Annotated in this window: 20 protein-coding genes; 14 read left to right on the top strand and 6 right to left on the bottom strand. The window is 36.3% G+C overall.

Annotation, left to right across the window (positions count from 1 at the left end):
* Positions 1-65 precede the first annotated feature (65 nt).
* The gene (locus tag EV201_RS00810; protein WP_130305505.1) at positions 66-437 is read left to right on the top strand and encodes a hypothetical protein; all 372 of its coding nucleotides are present in this window, start codon (positions 66-68) and stop codon (positions 435-437) included.
* 60 nt (positions 438-497) lie between these two features.
* Here the strand turns inward: EV201_RS00810 and EV201_RS00805 are convergent, their stop codons facing one another.
* From EV201_RS00805 to ovoA, 3 genes are all read right to left on the bottom strand, one after another.
* Positions 498-1649 carry a saccharopine dehydrogenase family protein gene (locus EV201_RS00805; protein ID WP_130305504.1) on the bottom strand — a complete coding sequence of 384 codons (1152 nt, stop codon included), beginning with the start codon at positions 1647-1649 and terminating at the stop codon, positions 498-500.
* A gap of 171 nt (positions 1650-1820) precedes the next feature.
* The gene (locus EV201_RS00800; protein ID WP_130305503.1) at positions 1821-2318 is read right to left on the bottom strand and encodes a GtrA family protein; all 498 of its coding nucleotides are present in this window, start codon (positions 2316-2318) and stop codon (positions 1821-1823) included.
* 196 nt (positions 2319-2514) lie between these two features.
* Positions 2515-4650: a 5-histidylcysteine sulfoxide synthase gene (gene ovoA / locus EV201_RS00795; protein WP_130305502.1), complete on the bottom strand. Its 2136-nt coding sequence runs from the start codon at positions 4648-4650 to the stop codon at positions 2515-2517.
* 378 nt (positions 4651-5028) lie between these two features.
* On the opposite strand from ovoA, the gene EV201_RS00790 reads away from it, so the two are divergent.
* Positions 5029-7488: a TonB-dependent receptor gene (locus EV201_RS00790; RefSeq protein ID WP_130305501.1), complete on the top strand. Its 2460-nt coding sequence runs from the start codon at positions 5029-5031 to the stop codon at positions 7486-7488.
* Between the two features lie 67 nt (positions 7489-7555).
* Here the strand turns inward: EV201_RS00790 and EV201_RS00785 are convergent, their stop codons facing one another.
* Both EV201_RS00785 and EV201_RS00780 read right to left on the bottom strand, forming a co-directional pair.
* Positions 7556-8197: a ferric reductase-like transmembrane domain-containing protein gene (locus tag EV201_RS00785; RefSeq protein ID WP_130305500.1), complete on the bottom strand. Its 642-nt coding sequence runs from the start codon at positions 8195-8197 to the stop codon at positions 7556-7558.
* Positions 8198-8379: 182 nt separating this feature from the next.
* Positions 8380-9039: a tRNA (guanine-N1)-methyltransferase gene (locus EV201_RS00780; RefSeq protein ID WP_130305499.1), complete on the bottom strand. Its 660-nt coding sequence runs from the start codon at positions 9037-9039 to the stop codon at positions 8380-8382.
* A gap of 553 nt (positions 9040-9592) precedes the next feature.
* Here EV201_RS00780 and modA point away from each other — a divergent pair.
* From modA to cysK, 5 genes are all read left to right on the top strand, one after another.
* The gene (modA, locus tag EV201_RS00775; protein WP_165389553.1) at positions 9593-10369 is read left to right on the top strand and encodes a molybdate ABC transporter substrate-binding protein; all 777 of its coding nucleotides are present in this window, start codon (positions 9593-9595) and stop codon (positions 10367-10369) included.
* Entirely contained in the window at positions 10347-11066 is a 720-nt protein-coding gene (gene modB, locus EV201_RS00770; protein WP_242610437.1) for a molybdate ABC transporter permease subunit, read from the top strand. Before modA ends, modB begins: the two co-directional genes overlap by 23 nt.
* Entirely contained in the window at positions 11063-12151 is a 1089-nt protein-coding gene (gene modC / locus EV201_RS00765; RefSeq protein WP_130305497.1) for a molybdenum ABC transporter ATP-binding protein, read from the top strand. Before modB ends, modC begins: the two co-directional genes overlap by 4 nt.
* Before the next feature lie 380 nt (positions 12152-12531).
* Positions 12532-13371, top strand: coding sequence for a serine O-acetyltransferase EpsC (gene epsC, locus EV201_RS00760; protein WP_130305496.1), 840 nt, complete (start codon positions 12532-12534; stop codon positions 13369-13371).
* Between the two features lie 28 nt (positions 13372-13399).
* Positions 13400-14311 (top strand): cysteine synthase A, encoded by a 912-nt coding sequence (gene cysK / locus EV201_RS00755; protein WP_130305495.1) that lies wholly within the window; start codon positions 13400-13402, stop codon positions 14309-14311.
* Between the two features lie 82 nt (positions 14312-14393).
* Here the strand turns inward: cysK and EV201_RS00750 are convergent, their stop codons facing one another.
* Positions 14394-15518, bottom strand: a complete 1125-nt coding sequence (locus EV201_RS00750) for a universal stress protein (protein ID WP_130305494.1) — start codon at positions 15516-15518, stop codon at positions 14394-14396.
* A 332-nt stretch (positions 15519-15850) separates the two neighbouring features.
* On the opposite strand from EV201_RS00750, the gene rpsF reads away from it, so the two are divergent.
* The 7 genes from rpsF to EV201_RS00715 all read left to right on the top strand — a co-directional run bounded on the left by rpsF (position 15851) and on the right by EV201_RS00715 (position 21814).
* Positions 15851-16201, top strand: coding sequence for a 30S ribosomal protein S6 (rpsF, locus tag EV201_RS00745; RefSeq protein WP_207224358.1), 351 nt, complete (start codon positions 15851-15853; stop codon positions 16199-16201).
* A gap of 2 nt (positions 16202-16203) precedes the next feature.
* The gene (rpsR, locus tag EV201_RS00740) at positions 16204-16473 is read left to right on the top strand and encodes a 30S ribosomal protein S18 (protein WP_129254426.1); all 270 of its coding nucleotides are present in this window, start codon (positions 16204-16206) and stop codon (positions 16471-16473) included.
* Positions 16474-16497: 24 nt separating this feature from the next.
* On the top strand, positions 16498-16941 hold the full coding sequence (rplI, locus tag EV201_RS00735; protein WP_130305493.1) for a 50S ribosomal protein L9: 444 nt from the start codon (positions 16498-16500) through the stop codon (positions 16939-16941).
* Between the two features lie 299 nt (positions 16942-17240).
* Positions 17241-18683 carry a hypothetical protein gene (locus EV201_RS00730; protein ID WP_130305492.1) on the top strand — a complete coding sequence of 481 codons (1443 nt, stop codon included), beginning with the start codon at positions 17241-17243 and terminating at the stop codon, positions 18681-18683.
* 137 nt (positions 18684-18820) lie between these two features.
* On the top strand, positions 18821-19870 hold the full coding sequence (locus tag EV201_RS00725; RefSeq protein ID WP_130305491.1) for a sensor histidine kinase: 1050 nt from the start codon (positions 18821-18823) through the stop codon (positions 19868-19870).
* A 51-nt stretch (positions 19871-19921) separates the two neighbouring features.
* The gene (locus EV201_RS00720) at positions 19922-20965 is read left to right on the top strand and encodes a histidine kinase (RefSeq protein ID WP_130305490.1); all 1044 of its coding nucleotides are present in this window, start codon (positions 19922-19924) and stop codon (positions 20963-20965) included.
* A gap of 66 nt (positions 20966-21031) precedes the next feature.
* Positions 21032-21814 (top strand): LytR/AlgR family response regulator transcription factor, encoded by a 783-nt coding sequence (locus EV201_RS00715; RefSeq protein ID WP_130305489.1) that lies wholly within the window; start codon positions 21032-21034, stop codon positions 21812-21814.
* Positions 21815-21879 lie beyond the last annotated feature (65 nt).

Below are 21879 nucleotides of genomic sequence, written 5' to 3'. Positions count from 1 at the left end.
AATATTATTACGCAACCCTTTTCTATATTATTCGTCTAACTAGATATAAATCAAAAAATAAACCAATGAAGATTAATGTAATATTTCTCATCAGTCTTTTATTACTTGTTTCTTGTTCAGAGAAAGAAGATGTCAGCAATGCAGGAATCGTAGAGGCAACGATTGTACAAGAATTTCAAATTAGTGAGGGAGACACACTTAGAATCGATTTAGGCAACTTCGGAGACGAGGAAGGAGCCTGGATTTTTGAAGCCCCCCACTTTGCCAAATTAAGCAAGATATATCGCAAACTATCAAGCAGTTCAATAGTCTATAAATACTCTCCTTTGGATAATTTCAAAGGGAGAGACCGTGTTGGATTGATTCTGAATCGAGGTTCTGATGGTACAAGTCAAGGCATAAACGACACAACGAGAATTTGTATCATCACCCAATAGGTAATTTGGACAAAAAAACGAACTCCTTACAATTAACTTTAAGCTAAAAACATATTCTTATCAAGAATGGCTCCGTATCGGGCGTGAGCTTTTTTTATAATGAATATCTCTTTCTTCGAGATACTTTAAAATATAATCAAAACAACTTTCATATCTACCTATCAACTCGGGTGGTATAATCCCTTTTTCGGTAAACAAACCTTCTAAAAACAGATTGGCAGCCGCAGTAGCCGTATAACCTGTTGTTCTGGCCATAGACGATGTTTGTGTGAGCGTGTAATATTCATCATACAAATTATAAACAATCTCCTCTCTTTTTCCTTTAGAATTTTCCCCTTTTAGTCTCACTCGCATCACAGTGAACTCTTCTTCCTTTTCTCCCAATTTCCATTCCTTGATAAGAATATTACTGGTAAAATCTAAAGGAGCAATCAAAATGCCATTCATCTCTATCTTTTCCTTATCGAAAAAGCCACTGGCTTTTAAAACCTTCACATATTCCACATGTCCGGGATAACGCAAGGTTTTTTCTTTCATATTCGGAATATGCGACATGGTGTAAATTAAAGATCTTAAACCATCGGTATTAAAAGCTTCCAGAGTCCCAATACGATCAAATTCCACATATTCACAATCGGATAAAGCTTCACGAACAACAAGTTTTCCATGTTCAACATACCTTGCTGGTCGAGTATACTCCTCAATCACATCAATAGGCGAAAAGGGTGCCTTATAACAAAAAGGCCATTTTTTTTCTTTGGGTAATCCGCCAACCCAACATTCAAAATCACTTAACTTCATGATCTCGTTGTATCGACCCAGAATAAGATTCCCCATTCCGGGTGCCACACCGCAATCGACAATTGCCGTTACATTTTTTGCCTTAGCTAAGGCATCCAGGTCAAAAGCATTTTCAGAGAAAAATGAAATATCAACAACATTAACCTCTGCTTCAATAATAGCTTTTAAGGTCTCAAAGCCTAAAAAACCCGGTACCGCGCATATAACCAAATCATATTTCCTCACAAGAGTTTGCAAGTCTGCTTTATTGCACACATCAAGCTGCTGAATTTTCAGGTTTACCTGTCTGCTTTTGATATCATTCAATACCGATTGGCTGATATCCGCAAGTGTTACATTATGGTGTTTTGCCATATCAATTGCCATGGCACCGCCCACCATACCTGCTCCTAATACAATAATATTACTCATAGAAAATGATGTTAAACGAAAGAATAAATGGGAATAAGATCAATCTTAAGTTCCACTAATAAAGATCCGAAATATCAAGAGAGTAAAAAATTATTTCTTTAACAGAATAGTTTACTGACTAATAGCAACAACAACCCTTAATAACCCAAATAAAAAATGTTTAAACACGTTTTACTTTTTGATTTCAACCTTAAAGGTGAAGTATTTCTGAGCCGTATAACTGAATAGAATGGCAATTAGGGTAGTCAGCATTTTAGACGGCGTTGGGTACCAGCCAAAGTGTTCTACAAAAAGTTTCAGAAAAATATAGTTCAGAAGCACACTTCCCATAACACTTAAGCCATAGCGAAAAAACTGAACGCGTTTTCGGAGAAATGAACCCGGGAAACTGATGTATTTTGCCAATACAAAACCAATAGGAAAGGTTATCGTAAATGACATAATAAATGCTGCAATATGAGGTGAGATGGCATAAAAGCCCAGATCAACGATCTCTTTATTGAGAACAAAATGATAAAAAATAAAATACAGGAATATATCCAAAGCCGTATTTGCTCCTCCGGTTGCTGCATACTTAAATGTTTGCTCCGGCATAAACTTCTTGAAAGGCGGATAAAACCAAAGAATAATTTTCTCTATCAATCTTATTAATGCATAAAATAGCTTCATCTCTATAATTTAGATGACAAATATAGTTTTCTTAATTGATTTAAGCCATAGGTTTTGACGCGGATAAAATATGATCTAATCTGATTTTCTAGCCTTATATTTCTTTATGCAAAAAAATCATATAGGATCATTTTAAGTCTGCTTCTAATAAAAAAGGCTTCCCACAATGAGAAGCCCATTTTATATATCTAAACGATTACTTTCTACGCCAAATGCTCATTTGAGCTATCGTATGTTGATATTTGCGAGCTGTTTCTCGAATAACAAAAGGCACATCCTGAGGCTCTTCAGCCAAATCAAAACAATCAGACAGTTGCTCTTTCAATCCATCGAGCGTAGTATAAGGCTCTCCATTTTTTCGGTAGCCTCCTACCCAATTCTCCGCATCCGTAAATTCTTCCAACCAGGTGTATGGAGAGGTTAAAACGAGTAATCCCCCCGTATTAATTCGGGTTTGGATATCTTGTAGAAACTTAATCGGATTATAAAGTCTATCGATGAGATTACTGGCAATAACCAAATCGTAAGCCGTAAAGAAAGGTTTCAGATTGCAAGCATCCCCTTGAAAGAATTCAACCTTTTCGCTTAAATTAGCCAAACCATAATCTGCCAACTTTATCTCCTGAAAAGTATCCAGTTTACCTTCTTCTATTCGACTATAATTCAATTTGCCACTTTCCTTCAACTGCGTACCAATACGAATAAAACGTGCAGAAAAATCCAAACCTGTAACCTTATCGAAATACCTGGCCAGCTCAAAGCTGGTTCGTCCTGTGGCACAACCTAAATCCAGAGCAGCCCCCTTATTGATCGTTTTCAGATGTTCCTGCAATAGCTTGAGACAAGCTACAGAATAGTTTTCTACTCCAAAATAAGTCTGCCCATACTGAAACTCACAATATTGCGACACCAATTCATCACTCTCGTAATAATCATCCTTAATAATAAGCTCTTCTTCCGATTCAATGTATCGAAAACCCGCATGCTGAAAGAAATGACGGCGGAATGCGTAACGTGAATCTTTAATGGCTAAGTTCCCGGTTGAAATCCACGAACCGCCTTTTATCAAATTGTGTCTGGCATCGAATGTTGGTGTGGAGAAATCATCATAAAAAGGATGGATCTCAAAACCATCCAGAGCTGAAATCGGCATCTCAGTCCATTGCCACACATTACCAATCACATCGAATATCCCTCCAAAATCAAAGGCATCAACTGGACAAGATGAAGCGTAATACTCCAAATTTATATTCCCCGGAGCCTTTTCCCAATAGGGTTGATCGGGAATATTAAAACTGTTTCGAAGGGCATAATATTCAGCCTCAGTTGGCATTCTCAAACTCTTACCCGTTTGATGAGACTTCCAGTTGCAAAATGCCTTTGCCTCCAAATAATTGACCTCTACCGGCCAATTCCAGGGCATAGCAATCTCTTGCAACATGCAACGCAACTTCCAATTTTTGCCATCCTTTATCCAAAAAACCGGATATTCACAAGACTTAAACTGAACCCAGCTCCAGCCCTCCCCAGTCCACCACTGCTGCGTTTTATAGCCATCATCTTCTACAAAAGCCTTAAATTCCTGGTTTGAAACCAAAAATTTTGATACAGAAAACGCATTGACATCTATCTCAAACGTTCCAAATTCATTATCCCAGCCATACAAAGCATCATCCCGTTTTTTACCTAAAGACACTTTAGCCGATTTCACCCTTACCAATTCATTTTCAGGAGCGCTCCCAGCCTTTTCGCAGATTGAAAAAAGTGGATTATCCTTCACCCGGTCAACAGGCAATTGGCGAATCAAAACCGAGGACGTTTCAATATGAATACGCTGATGTTCAATACCCATTAGAATCACCCAGAATGGGTTTTCCCAATTGATGGGCATAACTAAAGGAAGCTCAAGAATCAATTCTTCCATCATTGCTTTCACCTGCTTTCGGTAATTGCGAACTTCCCGAACAGTAGGCCAATCGTAATGCGCCTCATTCAAATCGTCCCACGACATCTCATCTACGCCCACTGCAAATATCGATTCGAATCTTGGATTTATTCTTTCGGTGATGACACCAGCTAATATCAACTTATTGATAAAAAAAGTTGCCGTATGCCCGATATAAAAAATAAGAGGGTGACGCAAAGGATCGGCTCGCAAATAAAACGCTTCCTCCCCTTTCAATGACTCATACAAACGATCATCAAGCTCCCAACTCTTCTGAAAGTATTCTAGTATCTCTTTTCTTTTAGCTTCAGGACTGCCTTCGTTTAAAATAGGTGTTTTGGTAACACGTATATCTTGATTGGATTTTGAGTCAGTTGTATTCTTCATTATAATCGCTTTTAATTCACTTTAATTTCTTAAGATAATGAAGTTAAGAATTTTATTGAAAGCCAACCAGTAAGCCTTATGATTTGTAAACAATCAAATCTGTTAAAAGCTAACAGATCAGAACAGAAGGCAATTCGTTAAATAATTGTTAAAACCTATTAAAAGATCAGTTCTGCGAAGAGGCATTCATATAATATGATAATTTTGAATTCGAAAGTGAAAATGTGACTAAACCTTTTGCATTTTTCTCTGTCTAAACACATGTTACTATCAAAAAGTCCAGTTTGTGGATCTTTTTTCAGATAAAAACACAACCTACTAACGAATTCGACAACCGATGAACTGTATACAGTTCATCTTAAAACAAGAACTTAGAACATGAAGAAATCTCTATTACTATTTGTTTTTACAATGCTAGTCAGCCTGAGTCAGGCTATGCAGCCAGTACCAAACTCAAAAGGGGCAATGGGTGGTACAATTAAAGGTATTGTGAAAGATAAAGACTTAAAAACGACCGTAGAATACGCCACTGTTTCAGTATTTACGATGGCTGATTCCACTTTAATTAATGGAACAATCACCAATGCAAAGGGTGAATTTGAATTGAAACAACTGAAACCCGGCTTATACTATGTTGAGGTTTCTTTTATTGGATACAACAAAAAAACCATTCGAAATATTCCTATCAATCGCGACCATAGAGTAGCCAATTTAAAAGAAGTACTCATCAGTCAGGCAAGCGAAGCCCTGGGTGAAGTTGTCATAAATGCAGAACGTTTACCCGTACAATATCAAATTGATAAAAAAGTGGTTCCCGTAAGCCGTCAACTAACAACTGCCAGTGGGAATGCCGTTGATGTGCTTGAGAGTGTCCCCTCAATCAACGTTGATATTGAAGGTAACGTTAGCCTGAGAGGAAGCAGCAACTTTACCGTTCTAGTCGATGGGCGTCCATCCATTTTGGAAGCAGCTGATATTCTGACTCAAATGCCATCCAGTGTAATCGAAAATATCGAGATTATCACCAATCCTTCTGCCAAATACGATCCGGAAGGTTCATCAGGAATTATAAACATCATCACAAAAAAAGGAAATTTGAAAGGCCTGTCAGGTGTTGTCAATTTAAATGTGGGAACCTTTAATAACCACGGAGCTGATTTCTTAGTCAATTTGCGTAAGAACAAATTCAATTTCCACCTTGGAATGGATTATGGCAATCGTAATTTCTCCGGTGACAGAGAAAGCGAGAATCGGACAATTAAAACGGACTCTACAATATATGTCTTATCAGATGGTGAGTCAGACAGAGAACGTTTAGGCTATGGCATTCGTACCGGTTTTGATTACGAAATCAACGACAAGAATTCAGTTACTTTGGGTTTGCGTTATGGTGGCAGACAAATGGATATGGGCTCAGATCTTAACTATACTGAATATTCAAAATTCTCTGATGGAAGTACAAGTTCGGTCGAAAAATACAAAAGCTATGACAATTGGAATCGCGATATGGAATTCTACAATGCCAATTTCAGTTATCTACGCAAATTCAAAGGTAAAGGCCATCAATTATTGACTCAAGTGAACTATTCGTATCGCGATGGTGACGAGAAATCGAAAACAGAACGCAAGCAGAATGGAGCTATTGTAGATGGTAAAGAATCCACAGAAAAAGGGCCGGGATCTCATCTGGATATCCGCGCAGATTATACGCTTCCATTGGGTGGGAAGAGCAAATTCGAAGCTGGTTATCAGGCCAAACTTCGCCAAAGTGAAGATATCACCACTCAGTCCGACTATACAGATGCAAGATATATTCCACAGCCTGAATACAGTCACGAAGTTGACTATAAAAAAGATGTACACGGCATTTATGCCCTTTATGCTAATCAGACAGGCATATTGGGTTATCAATTAGGCTTGAGAAGTGAATACACCGATAGAGAGATAAAATATAAGGGAGAAACTGAAAGCTTTACAATCAATCGTTGGGATTTCTTTCCAACCATTCATACACAAATCGATTTAAGCGAGGGGAATCAACTGATGGCCAGTTACACCAGACGTATTCAGCGCCCCAGAGGCTGGAACCTTGAACCCTTCATTACATGGAGCGACGCCTATAACGTTCGAAAAGGTAATCCGGATTTAAAACCTGAATATATCGACTCATACGAATTGGGCTATCAGAAACGAATTGGGGAACAATCGATCTCATTCGAAACCTATTACCGTGTAACTCATAATGTCATGGAGCGCATCCGATCGGTTTATCAGGATAATGTGATGTTATCAAGCTTTGACAATGTTGGTACGGACTATTCTTTAGGTATAGAAACCATGCTGAATTTAAACTTTGCCAAATGGTTTAAAAACGACCTGATAGGTAATGTGTACCATTATAAAGAAGAGGGAGATTACACAACTTACAATAGCGAAAAGGAACCAACTGTGCAAGATTTCTCTACCGAGAGTTTCAATTGGAGTTTGAGAAATAATTCAACCATCATGTTTAATAAAACAACCCGTTTTCAAGTGAATGTGATATACAATTCTGCAAGTAAAAAAGCGCAAGGTGAGCGTAAGGGATTCGTGATGGCCAATATTGGATTGAAAAAAGATTTCATGAAACGTAAGCTATCGGCAACACTTCAATTACGAAATATACTGAACACTGCTAAGCACGAAAATATAAGTGAAGGTCCTGGTTTTTATAACTACAGCAAATTTGATATGCAATGGCCAAGTATTAAACTAAACCTAAGTTACAAAATCAACAACTACAAGAAGAAACGCGGAGCCAGAGGTGAAAATGGCGATATGGAAGATTTTGAAATGTAGATTCAATTCAAACGAAAATATAAGAGAGGTGTTCCAAGGAATACCTCTTTTTTTTTATTTGAAAACTTTACAATCTCGTTTTTATAAAACGCTTCACCGACTTTATTCTAAAAACAAATCCGAAAGCAAACAGAATTCCATAAACCAACCACGAATGATCAAGAATAATGAGGTGTAGCATAACCAATAAAACGGCTAAATACACCCATCGGTGAAGGCGCTTCCACCGACGCTTCAATAATTTCATCGCTTTTTTATTCGAAGTCAGAGTCAGACTGAGAATAATCAGAAAAGCTAGAAAACCTAAAATAAGTTCAGCTCGGGAAAAAACAGACAAAAAACTTTCAGTATAAATAAACACAAACACATGAAGCATTGTGAACACACCTGTTGCAATCCCAACAGACTGGCGAAAATACAATGGGAAACTTCGACCGATAAGAAGACTTACCGGCGACATCAAAAAAGCTGCTAATAAGAAACGAACAGCCCAGGTTCCCGTCAGATTACTAATGTATTCAATACCTGGAATAAAATCACGATCAAGCCGATCAGCCTCATCTTCTGTCAATTCCACATCAACAAAATGAAGCAGCCCCTCTCGCTGTTGGGAGAAATCGATTTCAACAAACTGCAATAGTTTCAATAAGACAAATCCTGCAATAAGTAGAATGGGCAATATACCAATGAGTTTTTTTTTCAGAAACATCAAATGCGTGATTAATTTGGCCTAAAGGAAAGTCTGATCTAATAAAAAACTGTCCTCCATTACAAAAAAAGACAAAAAAGTCCTATTAACCGCAATAGCTTAAAAAAATACCTAAATGTAGGTATAGAAAAAGAGCCTCAATCGAAAGATTGAAGCTCCATTATATTTCTAAGAAGGTAATATTACATACCTAAGTTACGATTCTTGTTTATTTCATCCTGTAGTTTCCTAGCCAGTTTTTGCTCACGAACAAGTGCATTTTTTCTGTGCGTGTCAAATTCTTCTCTCACTTCTTCCAATCTAATGTGGGTTTCTTTGGTGACCGAATTGCTTCTTTTAAAAAGTAAAAAGAAGAAACCTGTTAACACCAACAAACCTCCAACCAAACTCCAAATAAATAAATTGTAGCTTGCCTTTGACATCTGAATTCCCAATAAGGACATGCTATCTTTTTCATTCTGAATAGTCGTTAAAGCATCTTTTTTCTCTTTCAATTCTAACTCCAACGATTTTATTGTTTTATCTCTATCTGCTACCAATTTTCTGGCACTTAAATAATCATTTCTAATCGCATTTAATGAATCGACAAAACCGGACTCAAATTTATTCAACCATGCAATTTCAATCACCTTATAGCTCTTCCATCTGGATGACTTATCCATCATAAATTCAAATTGCTCCTTAATGGAAGCATCTTTAATATAGGCACGAGGTTTAACTGCAGATTGTGTACTTTCAGTCTTTTGCGTTTGAGTTTGCTCTGTATCATTAGTCTGGGCAAAAGCTGCAAATGATAAGAAAATAAATAGAATTAGAGTCGAAAAAATTTTTGTTGTATTCATCAGATATTATTAATTGGAAAAGTTGTATGCACAAAGAAAATAAAAATATATCGATTCTATAAGTAATCAAAAACCTTTTTTTCATCAAAAACCAAAAATATCCTTTAAGATACAAAATAAAATACAAAAGAAAGATTTAACATCTCTTATCCCTTTCTATGAGAAGCGCTTAATCAATAAAATATAGCGAAACAACAACAAACAATAAAACATTCAACATCAACTACATAATTAACACTATCATATTAATATCACACACTATAAACGTCACTTAAGATAAAACCCAAACACATCTGAATGCCAAAATCCGTGATCAATAATTTATATCAAATCACAGCTTCAAATGAAATCAACATCTAATAAAAAATCAATCATTCGTCAAAATGAAAAATGCTCTGAACAATAATAAAATTTCATTTTTTTTTCATTAGAAGTTCTCAGCTGAAAGTAATAAATGGCTTAGATACGACAAACCAATATTCATTCACAAGCAAAGTGTACATTATCGGGACTACAAATGTGTGTGTATTGTTTTATAAACTATATTAGAGCTATGAATACAATCCGCACCCACATTCTCTTTTTTTGCCTGATTACGGGCTTAATATCAACAGCATGCAATTCTGAAAAAAAGGCAGAAAAGCTCAATATATTTGCCGCAGCCAGCCTGCAAGATGTCTTAAATAAGACGTCAGAACTGTACCATGAAAAAACAGGTGTCGAATTGAGTTTAAATTTTGCATCCTCGGGACTTCTCGCAAGACAGATAGAACAAGGGGCTGAATTTGACTTCTTTTTTTCTGCTAACGAAAATTGGGTCAACTACCTTTTAGAGAAAAACCTCTTACAAGTTGAATCAAAATTAAACTTAGCAAAAAACAAGATGGCCATCATTGTGCCTAAAGAAAGTAAAATTGACGCATTCGAAAACGCTACGCCCAAACAAATGCTATCCTTATTCAGCGGTCGTTTAGCCATAGGAAATCCCGATCATGTTCCGGCAGGGAAATATGCCAAAGAAATCCTGACACATTATAAACTTTGGGAAACTTTCAAATCAAGACTATTACCCTGCAAAAATGCAAGAGAGACCTTACTTATGGTTGAGATGGGTGAAGTTGATATGGGAATTGTTTATCTTTCGGATGCTAAAAAATCAAACAAAGTTCGTTGCCTATATGAGTTTTCGGAGGACTGTTCATCTCCTATTCTCTATTATTCAGCTCATCGCACAAACCCCGACTCCAGAATTCTAAAATTCCAGAATTTTCTAAAACAGGCTGAGTCCAGAAAGATTTGGAAAGATTATGCTTTTATTATCAATGACTAATTATTTCGAATTTACAAATACCGAGTGGGAAGCTATCACGCTCTCTCTACAAGTCGCTTTTTGGAGCGCCTTACTTTGTCTGCCATTTGCCATATTCACAGGTTGGTTTCTTGCAAGGCGTAAGTTTAAAGCCAAATTTCTATTGGAAGGTCTCGTCAATCTACCTTTAGTCCTTCCTCCCGTAGCGACAGGTTTTATTCTTCTGCTTCTTTTAGGGCGCAATGGTCTTATCGGGCAATTCTTAAATGAGGTTTTAGGAATTAGAATAGCCTTCTCCTATTACGCTGCCGTTATTGCATCAATGTTTGTTGCTTTCCCTCTGAGTGTACGCAGTATGCGTTTATCTATTGAGATGATCGATCCGGCTTACGAAGAAGCCGCAAAAACGCTGGGTGCGAATCGTTGGCAAAGTTTTTTCAGAATCACCTTACCATTAGCCCTACCGGGTTTAATATCAGGTTTTATACTCGCTTTTGCTCGCTCATTGGGTGAATTTGGTGCAACCATTATTTTTGCAGGAAATATAGCTGGAGAAACACAAACCTTACCTTTAGCCTTGTATTCTGCCATTCAGGTTCCAGGTCAGGAAACAAGTGCGTTTCGCCTACTCATTGTTGCTGTACTCTTTTCTTTTATTGCAATAGCGGGCTCTGAACTACTCGTAAAAAAACTACATCATCGCAAATACAAGGCATGACAACACTTTCTATCAATATAAAATGGTCTAAAGACAACTTCACTTTAGATATGAAGGCCAACTTTTCAGATGGCATTACGGGGATTTTTGGTGCTTCAGGTGCTGGAAAATCGAGTCTTTTACAACTGATTGCCGGATTAGAAAGACTTGACGAAGGTCAGATCGCAATTGGCAATGATATTTTAGACGATAGTGAAACAAAGACATTCACGCCTTCGCATAAGAGAAAAATAGGTTACGTATTTCAAGAAGGGCGCTTATTCCCACACATGAATGTGCACCAAAATTTACTTTTTGCCACTCGATATATTAAAAAAGACAAACAACAAATCAGTCTCGAAGAGGTTGTTCAATTACTGGAAATAGATACTCTCCTCACAAAATTCCCCAAACAACTATCTGGTGGAGAAAAACAACGCGTTGCCATTGGCCGCAGCCTGCTATCTTCACCCCGACTTTTACTCATGGATGAACCCTTTTCTGCCCTCGATGCATCATTACGCCGGCAGATTATCCCCTATCTCATTAAAATAAATCAGAAACTGAAACTGCCTATTCTGGTGGTTAGTCATGACTTACCGGATCTTTTAAATCTAAGTCAAAAACTACTCCTTGTAAAAGATGGGCAAATTATAGCACAAGGCAATTATCTCGATTTGATCGAACAGGATTTGCTTATCGATATTATGGAAGAATCCGGATTAAACAACATGATTCCTTTCAAAATTGAACACATTGATACGGATTACTTCGAATTAAGCAAAACAACCCCAAAGGGCATAATCAAGATCAAACGAAATAAGCAATTGCAACATTTTGAAAAAGGAGATGAAATCAATGTTTCTCTTCGTCCTGAAGATATTGCCATTGCCCTGAATCAGATAAAAAATGTTTCCATTCGCAATCAACTTGAGGGAACTATTTTACAAATTATCAAGCATGGAAATCAAACCTATTGTCTCGTAGATGTAGGCTTTAAATTATTAGTAACCATCACCGAAACATCGCGTCAATCACTTAAACTCTTTCAGGGTGAGAAGGTTTGGTGTTTATTTAAATCCATGGCACTAAAAGTGAATGTTTAAATGATAAAACGTTTAAACTATGTTCATATCATTACACTTCATAAAACAATTCGGACAAAGAAGTATTAAATTGAAAAATATTCCTTAGATTTGTCTCAGAATTTATTTCCAAATGAGAGAACACAATAGTCATATCGCATCATATTCAACATCTCAATCTGTTTTTGAGATGTATTTGTTTGCGTCTACACGACTAAACTCTTTCAACTCAAACACATCTTTCTCGACCAGCAACTTAAACTGTTGTTGTTGCTGCTGTTGTACCCCCTGTTGTTAGTTCTATAGGTTTTATCCTTTTTTATAGACTTTCAATTTAAATTGGGCAGTTTTTCTGCACCCCAAATTCTCCTTTTACAATTACATATTATAATCAGATAAGAATGAACTATCTATCGAAAGTTATGGAAGAGCTCCAAGCTTCACGCGAAATTAACGAACTCGATCTTCCCAGTAGAGATTTAAGTCAAAATTTTGTTGAAGAAGCCATGAACACCTTGTTTCCAATCAGTGCCCGAAGGTCGAAGAGTCATTGCGCACAGGAAGCTCTTTTGGTACAATTGGAAACGCATTTAAAACTCTTGCTTCTTCCCGTCAAAGAAAAGCTCAATAAATCGATTGATGATTTATCAAAACAATTTATGATAACTCTACCTAAGGTTTATAAAGAACTCTTATTAGATGCTCAGGCCATTCAGGATTTCGACCCTGCAGCAAGAACGCTGGGCGAAGTCATTGTTTCCTATCCCGGTTTTTTTGCCATTATGGTGTACCGACTCAGCCATGAACTCCATAAAGCCGGAATTCCTATTATTCCGAGACTAATGAGCGAATATGCTCATTCAAAAACAGGTATCGACATTCATCCTGGTGCGCAAATTGGAGAATCCTTTTTTATAGATCACGGTACCGGCGTTGTTATTGGTGAAACTGCCCTAATAAAAAACAATGTTAAAATATATCAAGGGGTTACGCTTGGTGCTTTGCAAGTAAAAAAGAGTCTGGCAAAAAAGAAACGTCACCCTACCGTTGAGGACAATGTTATCATTTATTCAAATGCAACCATCCTCGGCGGAGACACCATCATTGGCAAAAACAGCATCATTGGAGGTAATGTGTGGTTGACATCAAGTGTTGATTCGAATTCATTGGTTTATCACACACATAAAATAAAGGTCAGATCAAATATCGATGAAAGCAATATCATCGATTTTCAAATTTAAAATTCACAAACTAAAAAAATAAACAATCATGAAATTAGACACTATTTTAGAGAATATCGGAAAAACGCCTGTTGTAAAAATCAACAAGGTACTGGGACAAAACACAAAAGCCTGGATCAAGCTTGAACGCAACAATCCTGGTGGTAGTATTAAAGATAGAATTGCCCTTTCGATGATCGAACAGGCCGAGAAAGATGGCATACTAAAAAAAGACGCCACTATTATTGAACCAACATCGGGGAATACGGGTGTTGGCTTAGCTATGGTTGCAGCGGTTAAAGGCTACAAACTGATCCTTGTTATGCCTGATTCCATGTCGATTGAACGTAGAAAACTGATGTCTGCTTATGGGGCTGAATTTGTTTTAACCCCTCGCGAATTGGGTATGAAAGGTGCCATCGCTAAAGCTGAAGAATTGATTCAGGCCAACGAAAACAGCTGGATGCCTTCACAATTCGACAATGAAGCGAATGTAGAAATCCACAGACAAACAACAGCTCAGGAAATCATCAATGATTTTCCTGACGGAATAGATTATCTTGTTACAGGTGTGGGAACAGGAGGCCACATCACAGGTGTGGGCGAAATATTAAAAGCCAAATTTCCAAACTTAAAAGTATTTGCCGTAGAACCGGAAGCTTCCCCTGTTATTAGTGGTGGTGCTCCAGGACCTCACCCCCTACAGGGAATTGGAGCTGGATTCATTCCTGCAAATTTAAATCTTAACGTCCTTGATGGTGCTATAAAGGTATCGCAAGAAGAAGCTTTCTCTATGGTCAGAAAACTAGCCAAAGAAGAAGGAATTCTGGCTGGTATTTCAACGGGTGCCTCTTTAGCAGCTATAAATAAGAAAAAAGAGGAATTTGGAGCAAATGCCAGAATCTTAACATTTAACTACGATACGGGAGAGCGATACCTTTCTACAGAAGGCTTGTTCTAAACGGAATTACAAAAGGGGTGTCGAAACAATACAGTTTCGATACCCCTTTTTTCAACACCGAAAAATCAGACGACAGTATTATTTAATGAAAAATGAGAATTGGCATGTGTGTTTTTACAAAAAGCTTACGCGACATCTGACCAAAAAATAGTCGCTCAAGCAAATTGTGTTTTCTAGCCATAATAGCAATCAGACCAATATTATTATCTTGCACATAGGCTTCAATCCCCTTCATTTTATCTTCATTTTTAAAGACTTCACATTGGATGGTATCATCCCCCAATGTGCGTTTCAGATACTTTCGCAACATTCCCATCCGATGCTCTTCCAGAGAATACTTCTCAGTATCCTCCTCAAAATGAACACAATGTAAATTCATTAAGAAAGGGGCAGTAATAAACTTAAGTGTTGCAATAGCCTTAAAATCAGCCCTATCAAAATTAGTTGCATACATCACCTCTTTAATCTTATCTAAATCCGGATTTTCTCCTTTGTCTGATAAAATCAACATCGGCACATTAACATTATCAATGATTGAAGAAACAACAGACCCAAGAAGATTGGATGTTCCAGCGGTCTCTCCGCGACTACCCATAACCAAAAGATCTGGCTTATATGTTTTAGTCATGCCTATAATCTCAGAACTTGCAATACCACCTGACAAAGCCACATCGATCTCGACCCCATCCACCTTATCTTTTTTAACTCTGGCAATTAAATAATCTTTTAACTCCTGAATTTTCTTTGTGGCATTCTTCTCAACCTCAGCTAAAACTTCAACAACAGTGGCATTATAAGTATAACTGTCGGAGAAAGGAACCGTTTCGATTGCGGAAGCAAAATAAGTGTGAAACAACAGAATATCAGCTTGAAATTTTACAGCCAGATTATAAGCATAATCACAGATGCGTGGTGTTGTGTCGGAAAAATCAACAGGAACCATTATCCGATTTAAAACTATTTGAGAATCAAAGCCCAGTGTGTCTTCATCTTTTTCAACATAGCTCAACTTAAAATCTTCGATAATTTGTAAAGCCTTAATCAAATCCTCTTCACGGATCCTGAGTTTAACACCACTTCCTATTGCTGACTGCAATAAGTTGATGTTTTTCAAGAAACACTCAACCCCTTCTGATTCCAAACAACTCTTTAATAATTCTGCCCGAGTATAGCTGCAAGTTGCTAAAGTTACAATCCTGTCTTTCATACGTGTCGATTTAGAAATGGTTTATACTATAATACGTCTACCATTACGACTAATAAATAATGGAACAAATCTGTGAATTAACAATCGGTGAGATTTAGCTGTAAAATCAATAGTTATTGAGCACACAACAGCCAGTCCACTTATCATTAAGTTCATTATACAATTTAATCAAAAATAAGCTAGACTCAAAAAAAACCTTGGGAGATGAAAAGGAAGAAATCAACTAGAAAAACTTATGGCCTAAGGGAATTTGAATATTAAAAAAGATTAACTACTTTTGCGGCTTAGTAAAACTATTAATAATTAGTTTATTAATTAAACATTTTTAAATTATGTTGAATCATTACGAGACCGTTTTCATTGTAACTCCCGTTTTATCTGAAGCTCAGGTAAAGGAAGCGGCAGAAAAATTCAAGGCTCTTATTACTGACAATGGTGGTAAGATTACAAATGAGGAGAATTGGGGACTGCGCAAATTGGCTTATCCTATTCAAAAGAAAAGCACTGGTTTTTACCAATTGCTACAATTTGAAGCTCCAGGTGAATTAATCGAGAAATTGGAACTTAACTACAGACGTGACGAGAAAATCATCCGTTTCTTAACTTTCAAACTTGATAAATACGCATACGAGTATTCAATTAAAAGAAAAGGAAACCTTAAAGCATCTAAAGAGGAGAAATAGTCATGGCACAGAATCAATCAGAAATCAGATATTTGACTCCACCAACTGTTGAGATCAAAAAGAAAAAGTACTGTCGTTTTAAGAAGAACAAGATCAAATTTATTGATTATAAAGATCCTGAGTTCCTTAAGAAATTCTTAAACGAGCAAGGAAAGATTTTACCACGTCGTATCACTGGTACTTCTTTAAAATATCAAAGAAAGGTAGCTACAGCTGTAAAGCGTGCACGTCATTTAGCACTTCTACCTTACGTAACTGACATGATGAAATAATCTTTTAAAGAAGGAGGAAACGAAATGGAAGTCATCTTAAAACAAGATATCCATACTTTAGGATATAAGAACGATATCGTAACTGTTAAGAATGGTTACGGAAGAAATTATTTGATTCCTACAGGAATGGCAGTTTTAGCAACCGAGTCTGCTAAAAAAATGCATGCTGAGAATATGAGACAAAGTGCTCATAAGCAGGAAAAAATCAAAAACGAAGCTCTTGAGCTTGCGAAAAAACTTGAAGCTGTAACCTTAACTTTAGGTGCTAAAACTAGTACTACTGGTAAGATTTTCGGTTCTGTAAACAATATTCAAATTGCTGAAGCTTTAGAAGCTAAAGGATTTGAGATTGACAGAAAAGTTATCGTAATCAAAGATGCTATTAAAGAAATCGGTAAATATACTGCTACAGTAAAACTTCATAAAGAAGTGAAAGTAGATATCGCTTTCGAAGTTGTATCAGAATAATCTGAACAGCTCAATTAATTTAAGTTAAGACACAACTTAAATCTTTTCAAACAAACATATAAAAGCCACTCCTTTTTCCGGGAGTGGTTTTTTATTTTCCCCTCCCCCGTCCTTATTTTTCAGGGCTAATTTCTTCAGAATTACATATTCTTTACAATTCATGACAGATATTCAACAATTGATGTCAATTGTCTTTTAATTTCCTGAACTTTTCCTGAATATTGTTCTTAGAAAATGTGAGACAATTCAAAACACATGTGGCTCACTCGTTTATTTTTGTAAAAATTAAACCCTTGCATATGAAAACGCTCCTTAAAATCACAAGTCTGTTTGCTCTGATTCTGATCGTGTCAATCACTCAGGCAGTTGCGAATCCAACCATAAAGGATAAAGATTTAACCAGCTCTGTGAGATCAAGTTGGAATGCTGAAAACATCAAAGTAGCAACGCATGGTGAAATCGAATTCAATGATGACTACACTGATGTGATCAGTATTAGCGATGATGGTTATCTTAAGATAAGCATGGTCAGTTTTGGCATGAAACGTAAACTTTATTTTCGATCAAGCAATAACAAACTGGACAGACTCTATTTTGAAGGCAACAAACAAGTTGCTTTCGAACCCAAAGGACGTGAATGGATGGTAGAGGTTCTTCCTCATGTTGTACGAAACTCAGGTTTAGATCTAAAAAACCGTGTCAACAAAATTTACCAAAAAGGTGGTATTGTGGCTTTCCTTTCCGAATTGGAAGAAACAGATAGTGACTACTTCAAATCACGTATGGTCAACTATCTACTCGATAATAATGAGCTGGATAAAAAGGAAAAGCAAGAACTCCTGGAGAAATTCCCTGCATATATCGATTCTGATTACGAACTATCTCAAATCTTTAAAAATCACAGTGAGGCCTTTATTGACGATAGTTTGCTTTCACAGGAATTCTTTAATAGTCTGCACAAAGTTTCATCTGATTATGAATTATCACAAATATTGAATGCGGTATTCAAAAACAACAAACTGAACGAAACCAGTTTTGAGTTATTTATCTCGGCATTGAATAATATCGACTCGGACTTCGAAAAGTCGAATCTTATCAAGCTGGCTATTTCAGAGGGTAAAAACTCGAACTTTAAATTGGATCTTATTCTGAACAAAATCGATGACATTGATTCTGATTATGAAAAAGGCATTATTATCAAAACGGTTATTAATGAAAAGTTATTTGATCTTGACAATATTGATAAGATTATAGAAATAAGCCAGGGCATATCATCGGATTATGAAAATACTCAGATCATGAAAAACATGATTAAACATGAAATGATAACCCCACAAAATAAGGCCAAATTCAAAGAAATGATGGATGATATCTCATCAGACTACTCCTATAAAGAAATATTAATGAACTTTATGGAGTATGATAAGCTTGGTGATGAAGGTTTTGACTTTTTGATGGAGGCTTCAGAGAAGATATCGTCTTCATACGAATTGAGTCAACTCTATAAAATGATGCTAAATAAAGAGGGCTTAACCACAAAACAACAGGTCGAGTTGATTGAAAAATCGAATAATATTTCATCGGACTACGAGCATGCATCTTTCCTCATGGAAGCAATAAATAAGTTAGACTTGGATAACGAAAAAATTCAAGATGCTTTGATACAATCAACTCAGGAAATAAACTCTGAGTATGATTATGGCAGAATTATGAAAGCCATTTATTCACACAAACGATATTAAAATTTTCATAGTAAGTTTTCTAGTTTGTAATACTTCATGGCTCTACATTTAAAGTAGCCATGAAGTTATTTTAAAATTGAGTTCATTTATTGTTGCTCAATTTGTACCTTTCAGATATTCCAAACACTTTATATACGATGTCTAAAAATTGGCGTTTTATCATCATTAGTCCGGTTATAGGAATACTTAGCTACATGCTTATTCATTATAGTCAGGTAGGCGATTTACCTTCTCTGCAAAAGGAATTTCTCTTATTTTTCATCTCTGCCATTTTTGGCTTATTAGCTGGTTTTTCGGCATTTGGGATTGGTAAACTGCTTAATAAAGTTGTCAGTTGGAAAAAAAAGCACAGTTTACGTTTTCTATCACAAAGCCTCAGTTTATTTATAGCTGGCTGTATTCTCATCATAGTCTATCTCGAGCTTTTCGACATGATTTTACACACGGGTATGACTTACGAGACGTTTTGGCTGGAACATAAAGATGATTTTCTAAAAGCCTTGCTGATTCTGTTCATTTTCGTGTTTATTTATACTATTCTCGATTTTATGATCTTTTCTTTTAATGCCCTTAAAAAAGAAGAGATTAAGTCTGTAGAGATGATTAACAATCAAATGAATTTGCAATTTAAAGCTCTAAAATCGCAGCTCAACCCACATTTCCTGTTCAACTCGCTCAATACCATTTCATCCTTACTCTATAAAGATGCTGAAAAAGCAGAAGAATTTATTCGAAAATTTGCTGAGAGTTACCGTTTTATTCTGGATCAGAACGACAAAGCTCTAATCCCTCTAAAAAAAGAATTGGCCTTTGTTGAAGCCTATAATTACATTCTTAGAATGCGATTTCAAGACTCATACAAGCTAAGTGTTGAATTACCAGAAGTCGTTCAGAGTAGTCTTGTACCACCCTTGAGTATACAGATGCTGGTCGAGAATGCAATTAAGCACAACCTAATCTCCCCAAATTCTCCGCTAGAAGTAAAATTAGTGTGCAAAAACAACTACCTGCATGTTAGCAATAATATCAACCCATTACGAAAACAAGCAGAATCATTTCAAATTGGGATTGAAAACATTAAACAGCGTTACGCGTTTTTCACCAATGAGAATATCAAGCTTGAGAAAACAGATTTCTTTACAGTAAGCTTACCGCTCATTAGTAATAACAATCAAAACATGAACTAACAAATTACTTTTAATTTACTGAATACTTAAAACAGCCACTAAGACTATACAATGAAAACCCAATACCTAAATCAATCACTATACAGAATATTCGCACCTCTTGTCGCAGGACTTTTTGTATACATGCTGCTTCTATTGGTATTCGACCGATTGTCAGAAATCATCAATAATTTTCAACCCGATGAATTGGTATTCATGATTCTGGTCAACTATATTTTATTCGAAAGCTATCGATTTTGGATAAATACGTTTGAAAAAAACAAGCGATTCACCTCAACACCCTGGTTAAAAACAGGTCTTATGTTTTCGGGTAGTTTCATCATTACCCTTTCAGAGGTATCGATATGTTTGTGGCTCTATTTTAATTATTATATTGGAATGAGTGGCTTCAGCTCTCAACTGGTATCTCTCCTTATTGTTTTTCTTCTTGACGGAATCCTTTTCCACCTCTTCTATATCAGTATCACATTTCTGGACAAACAAAATTCACTCCTGCTTCAAAAAGAAGAGGTCAACAGAAGAAACATTAAATACGAACTTGAAGTCTTTAGAAATAAAATCAATCCTGATTTCCTGTATAGTTCATTGGAAGGCATCATTAGCCTGATTCGAAAAAAACATATCGATCAGGCCGAGAAACACATCGACTATCTGGCACTTTTCTACCGGAGGATTTTAGGCAACCGATATTCTGAAATTATCAGCCTCGAAGATGAAATAAAAAAAGTTGAACACTATCAGGAAATTCAAAACTACTTGTATTCAGGTAATCTGCATATCGAATGGCAACTAGAGCACGATGCAAAACAAATTATGATTGTTCCCAATACAATTCTTCAAGCCATCAACCTCATAGAACAAACACAACTCGTGAATACCAATACCGAACTAAAGATAAAAATTGAAGAGGAAAAAGAATATATTAGTTTTAGCTATAAATCGTCGGCTCGATTGAAACGTGCAGTTAATCCGGAAACATTACTGGATAGCATTAACCACAGTATCCATTTTTATAGCAATCTGAAAGCAAGTTGTGTGGAGGGCAATACTCTCTGCAAGGTGAAAATTCCAAAAATTGAATTGGAAAATCATTAAGAGAAAGCAATATCAAAAACAATAACAATGCTTCTCGCTTAAAGAAGCACAAAGTCATAATGCAGCATGAAAGTCATTATAATTGAAGACGAAATTTTAGCCGCTGAAAAGCTTGAGCGCTTAATCAAGAAGTACGACTCTAACATTGAGATAGTCGAGCGATTTGATTCGGTAACTGAATCCAGTATCTGGTTGGGAAATCCTGACAATAAAATCGATCTTATTTTTCTTGACATCCACTTAATTGATGGCCTAAGCTTTGAAATTTTCAACCGTGTACAAGTCCAAACCCCAATTATTTTTACAACGGCTTATAATGAATATGCCCTAAATGCCTTTAAACTTAATAGCATTGACTATCTGCTGAAACCCGTAAGCTTTGACGATTTGTTCACCAGTATGAAAAAACTGGAGAATATGCGTGCATCACTGACCTCTGAGTCAAAACTTCGTAATTTCGAAGATTTAAGTCAGGTTTTATCTAAAATTCAGAAAAACTACAAGACTCGATTCATGATAAAAGTTGGAGACAAGCTTCGCTCCTTCACCGCCAACGAAATCGATCTTTTCTATAGTGAAGGGCGTGATGTTTTTATTCTGCTTAAAGATGGTAAACACTATATTATTGATTATAAAATGGAAGAATTGCAAGAGCTTTTAAACCCCAATGAGTTTTTCCGTATAGGTCGTTCCTTCATTGTCAACATCAATGCCATATCGGGTGTCAATATTCATTCCAACTCAAGACTAAAAGTCAAACTCAACCAAAATTCAGATAAAGACCTTATTGTATCGCGCGAGAAAGTCAACGATTTTAAAGACTGGTTTAGCGGCAATAAAAGAGACTAAATGACACCCACATTTAGAATAACAACCTGCGACTAATTTGCAGAATCAGAATTCATGCTTTCACA

The organism is Ancylomarina subtilis (genome assembly GCF_004217115.1).
Taxonomy (GTDB): domain Bacteria; phylum Bacteroidota; class Bacteroidia; order Bacteroidales; family Marinifilaceae; genus Ancylomarina; species Ancylomarina subtilis.
Note: the sequence above shows the minus strand (reverse complement) of the source record. Positions and strands in the feature narration are given on the sequence as shown.

Coding starts and splice junctions, on each gene's coding strand:
- EV201_RS00810 (WP_130305505.1), top strand. CDS start 66: ATGAAGATTAATGTAATATTTCTCATCAGTCTTTTATTACTTGTTTCT.
- EV201_RS00805 (WP_130305504.1), bottom strand. CDS start 1,649: ATGAGTAATATTATTGTATTAGGAGCAGGTATGGTGGGCGGTGCCATG.
- EV201_RS00800 (WP_130305503.1), bottom strand. CDS start 2,318: ATGAAGCTATTTTATGCATTAATAAGATTGATAGAGAAAATTATTCTT.
- ovoA (WP_130305502.1), bottom strand. CDS start 4,650: ATGAAGAATACAACTGACTCAAAATCCAATCAAGATATACGTGTTACC.
- EV201_RS00790 (WP_130305501.1), top strand. CDS start 5,029: ATGAAGAAATCTCTATTACTATTTGTTTTTACAATGCTAGTCAGCCTG.
- EV201_RS00785 (WP_130305500.1), bottom strand. CDS start 8,197: ATGTTTCTGAAAAAAAAACTCATTGGTATATTGCCCATTCTACTTATT.
- EV201_RS00780 (WP_130305499.1), bottom strand. CDS start 9,039: ATGAATACAACAAAAATTTTTTCGACTCTAATTCTATTTATTTTCTTA.
- modA (WP_165389553.1), top strand. CDS start 9,593: ATGAATACAATCCGCACCCACATTCTCTTTTTTTGCCTGATTACGGGC.
- modB (WP_242610437.1), top strand. CDS start 10,347: ATGCTTTTATTATCAATGACTAATTATTTCGAATTTACAAATACCGAG.
- modC (WP_130305497.1), top strand. CDS start 11,063: ATGACAACACTTTCTATCAATATAAAATGGTCTAAAGACAACTTCACT.
- epsC (WP_130305496.1), top strand. CDS start 12,532: ATGAACTATCTATCGAAAGTTATGGAAGAGCTCCAAGCTTCACGCGAA.
- cysK (WP_130305495.1), top strand. CDS start 13,400: ATGAAATTAGACACTATTTTAGAGAATATCGGAAAAACGCCTGTTGTA.
- EV201_RS00750 (WP_130305494.1), bottom strand. CDS start 15,518: ATGAAAGACAGGATTGTAACTTTAGCAACTTGCAGCTATACTCGGGCA.
- rpsF (WP_207224358.1), top strand. CDS start 15,851: ATGTTGAATCATTACGAGACCGTTTTCATTGTAACTCCCGTTTTATCT.
- rpsR (WP_129254426.1), top strand. CDS start 16,204: ATGGCACAGAATCAATCAGAAATCAGATATTTGACTCCACCAACTGTT.
- rplI (WP_130305493.1), top strand. CDS start 16,498: ATGGAAGTCATCTTAAAACAAGATATCCATACTTTAGGATATAAGAAC.
- EV201_RS00730 (WP_130305492.1), top strand. CDS start 17,241: ATGAAAACGCTCCTTAAAATCACAAGTCTGTTTGCTCTGATTCTGATC.
- EV201_RS00725 (WP_130305491.1), top strand. CDS start 18,821: ATGTCTAAAAATTGGCGTTTTATCATCATTAGTCCGGTTATAGGAATA.
- EV201_RS00720 (WP_130305490.1), top strand. CDS start 19,922: ATGAAAACCCAATACCTAAATCAATCACTATACAGAATATTCGCACCT.
- EV201_RS00715 (WP_130305489.1), top strand. CDS start 21,032: ATGAAAGTCATTATAATTGAAGACGAAATTTTAGCCGCTGAAAAGCTT.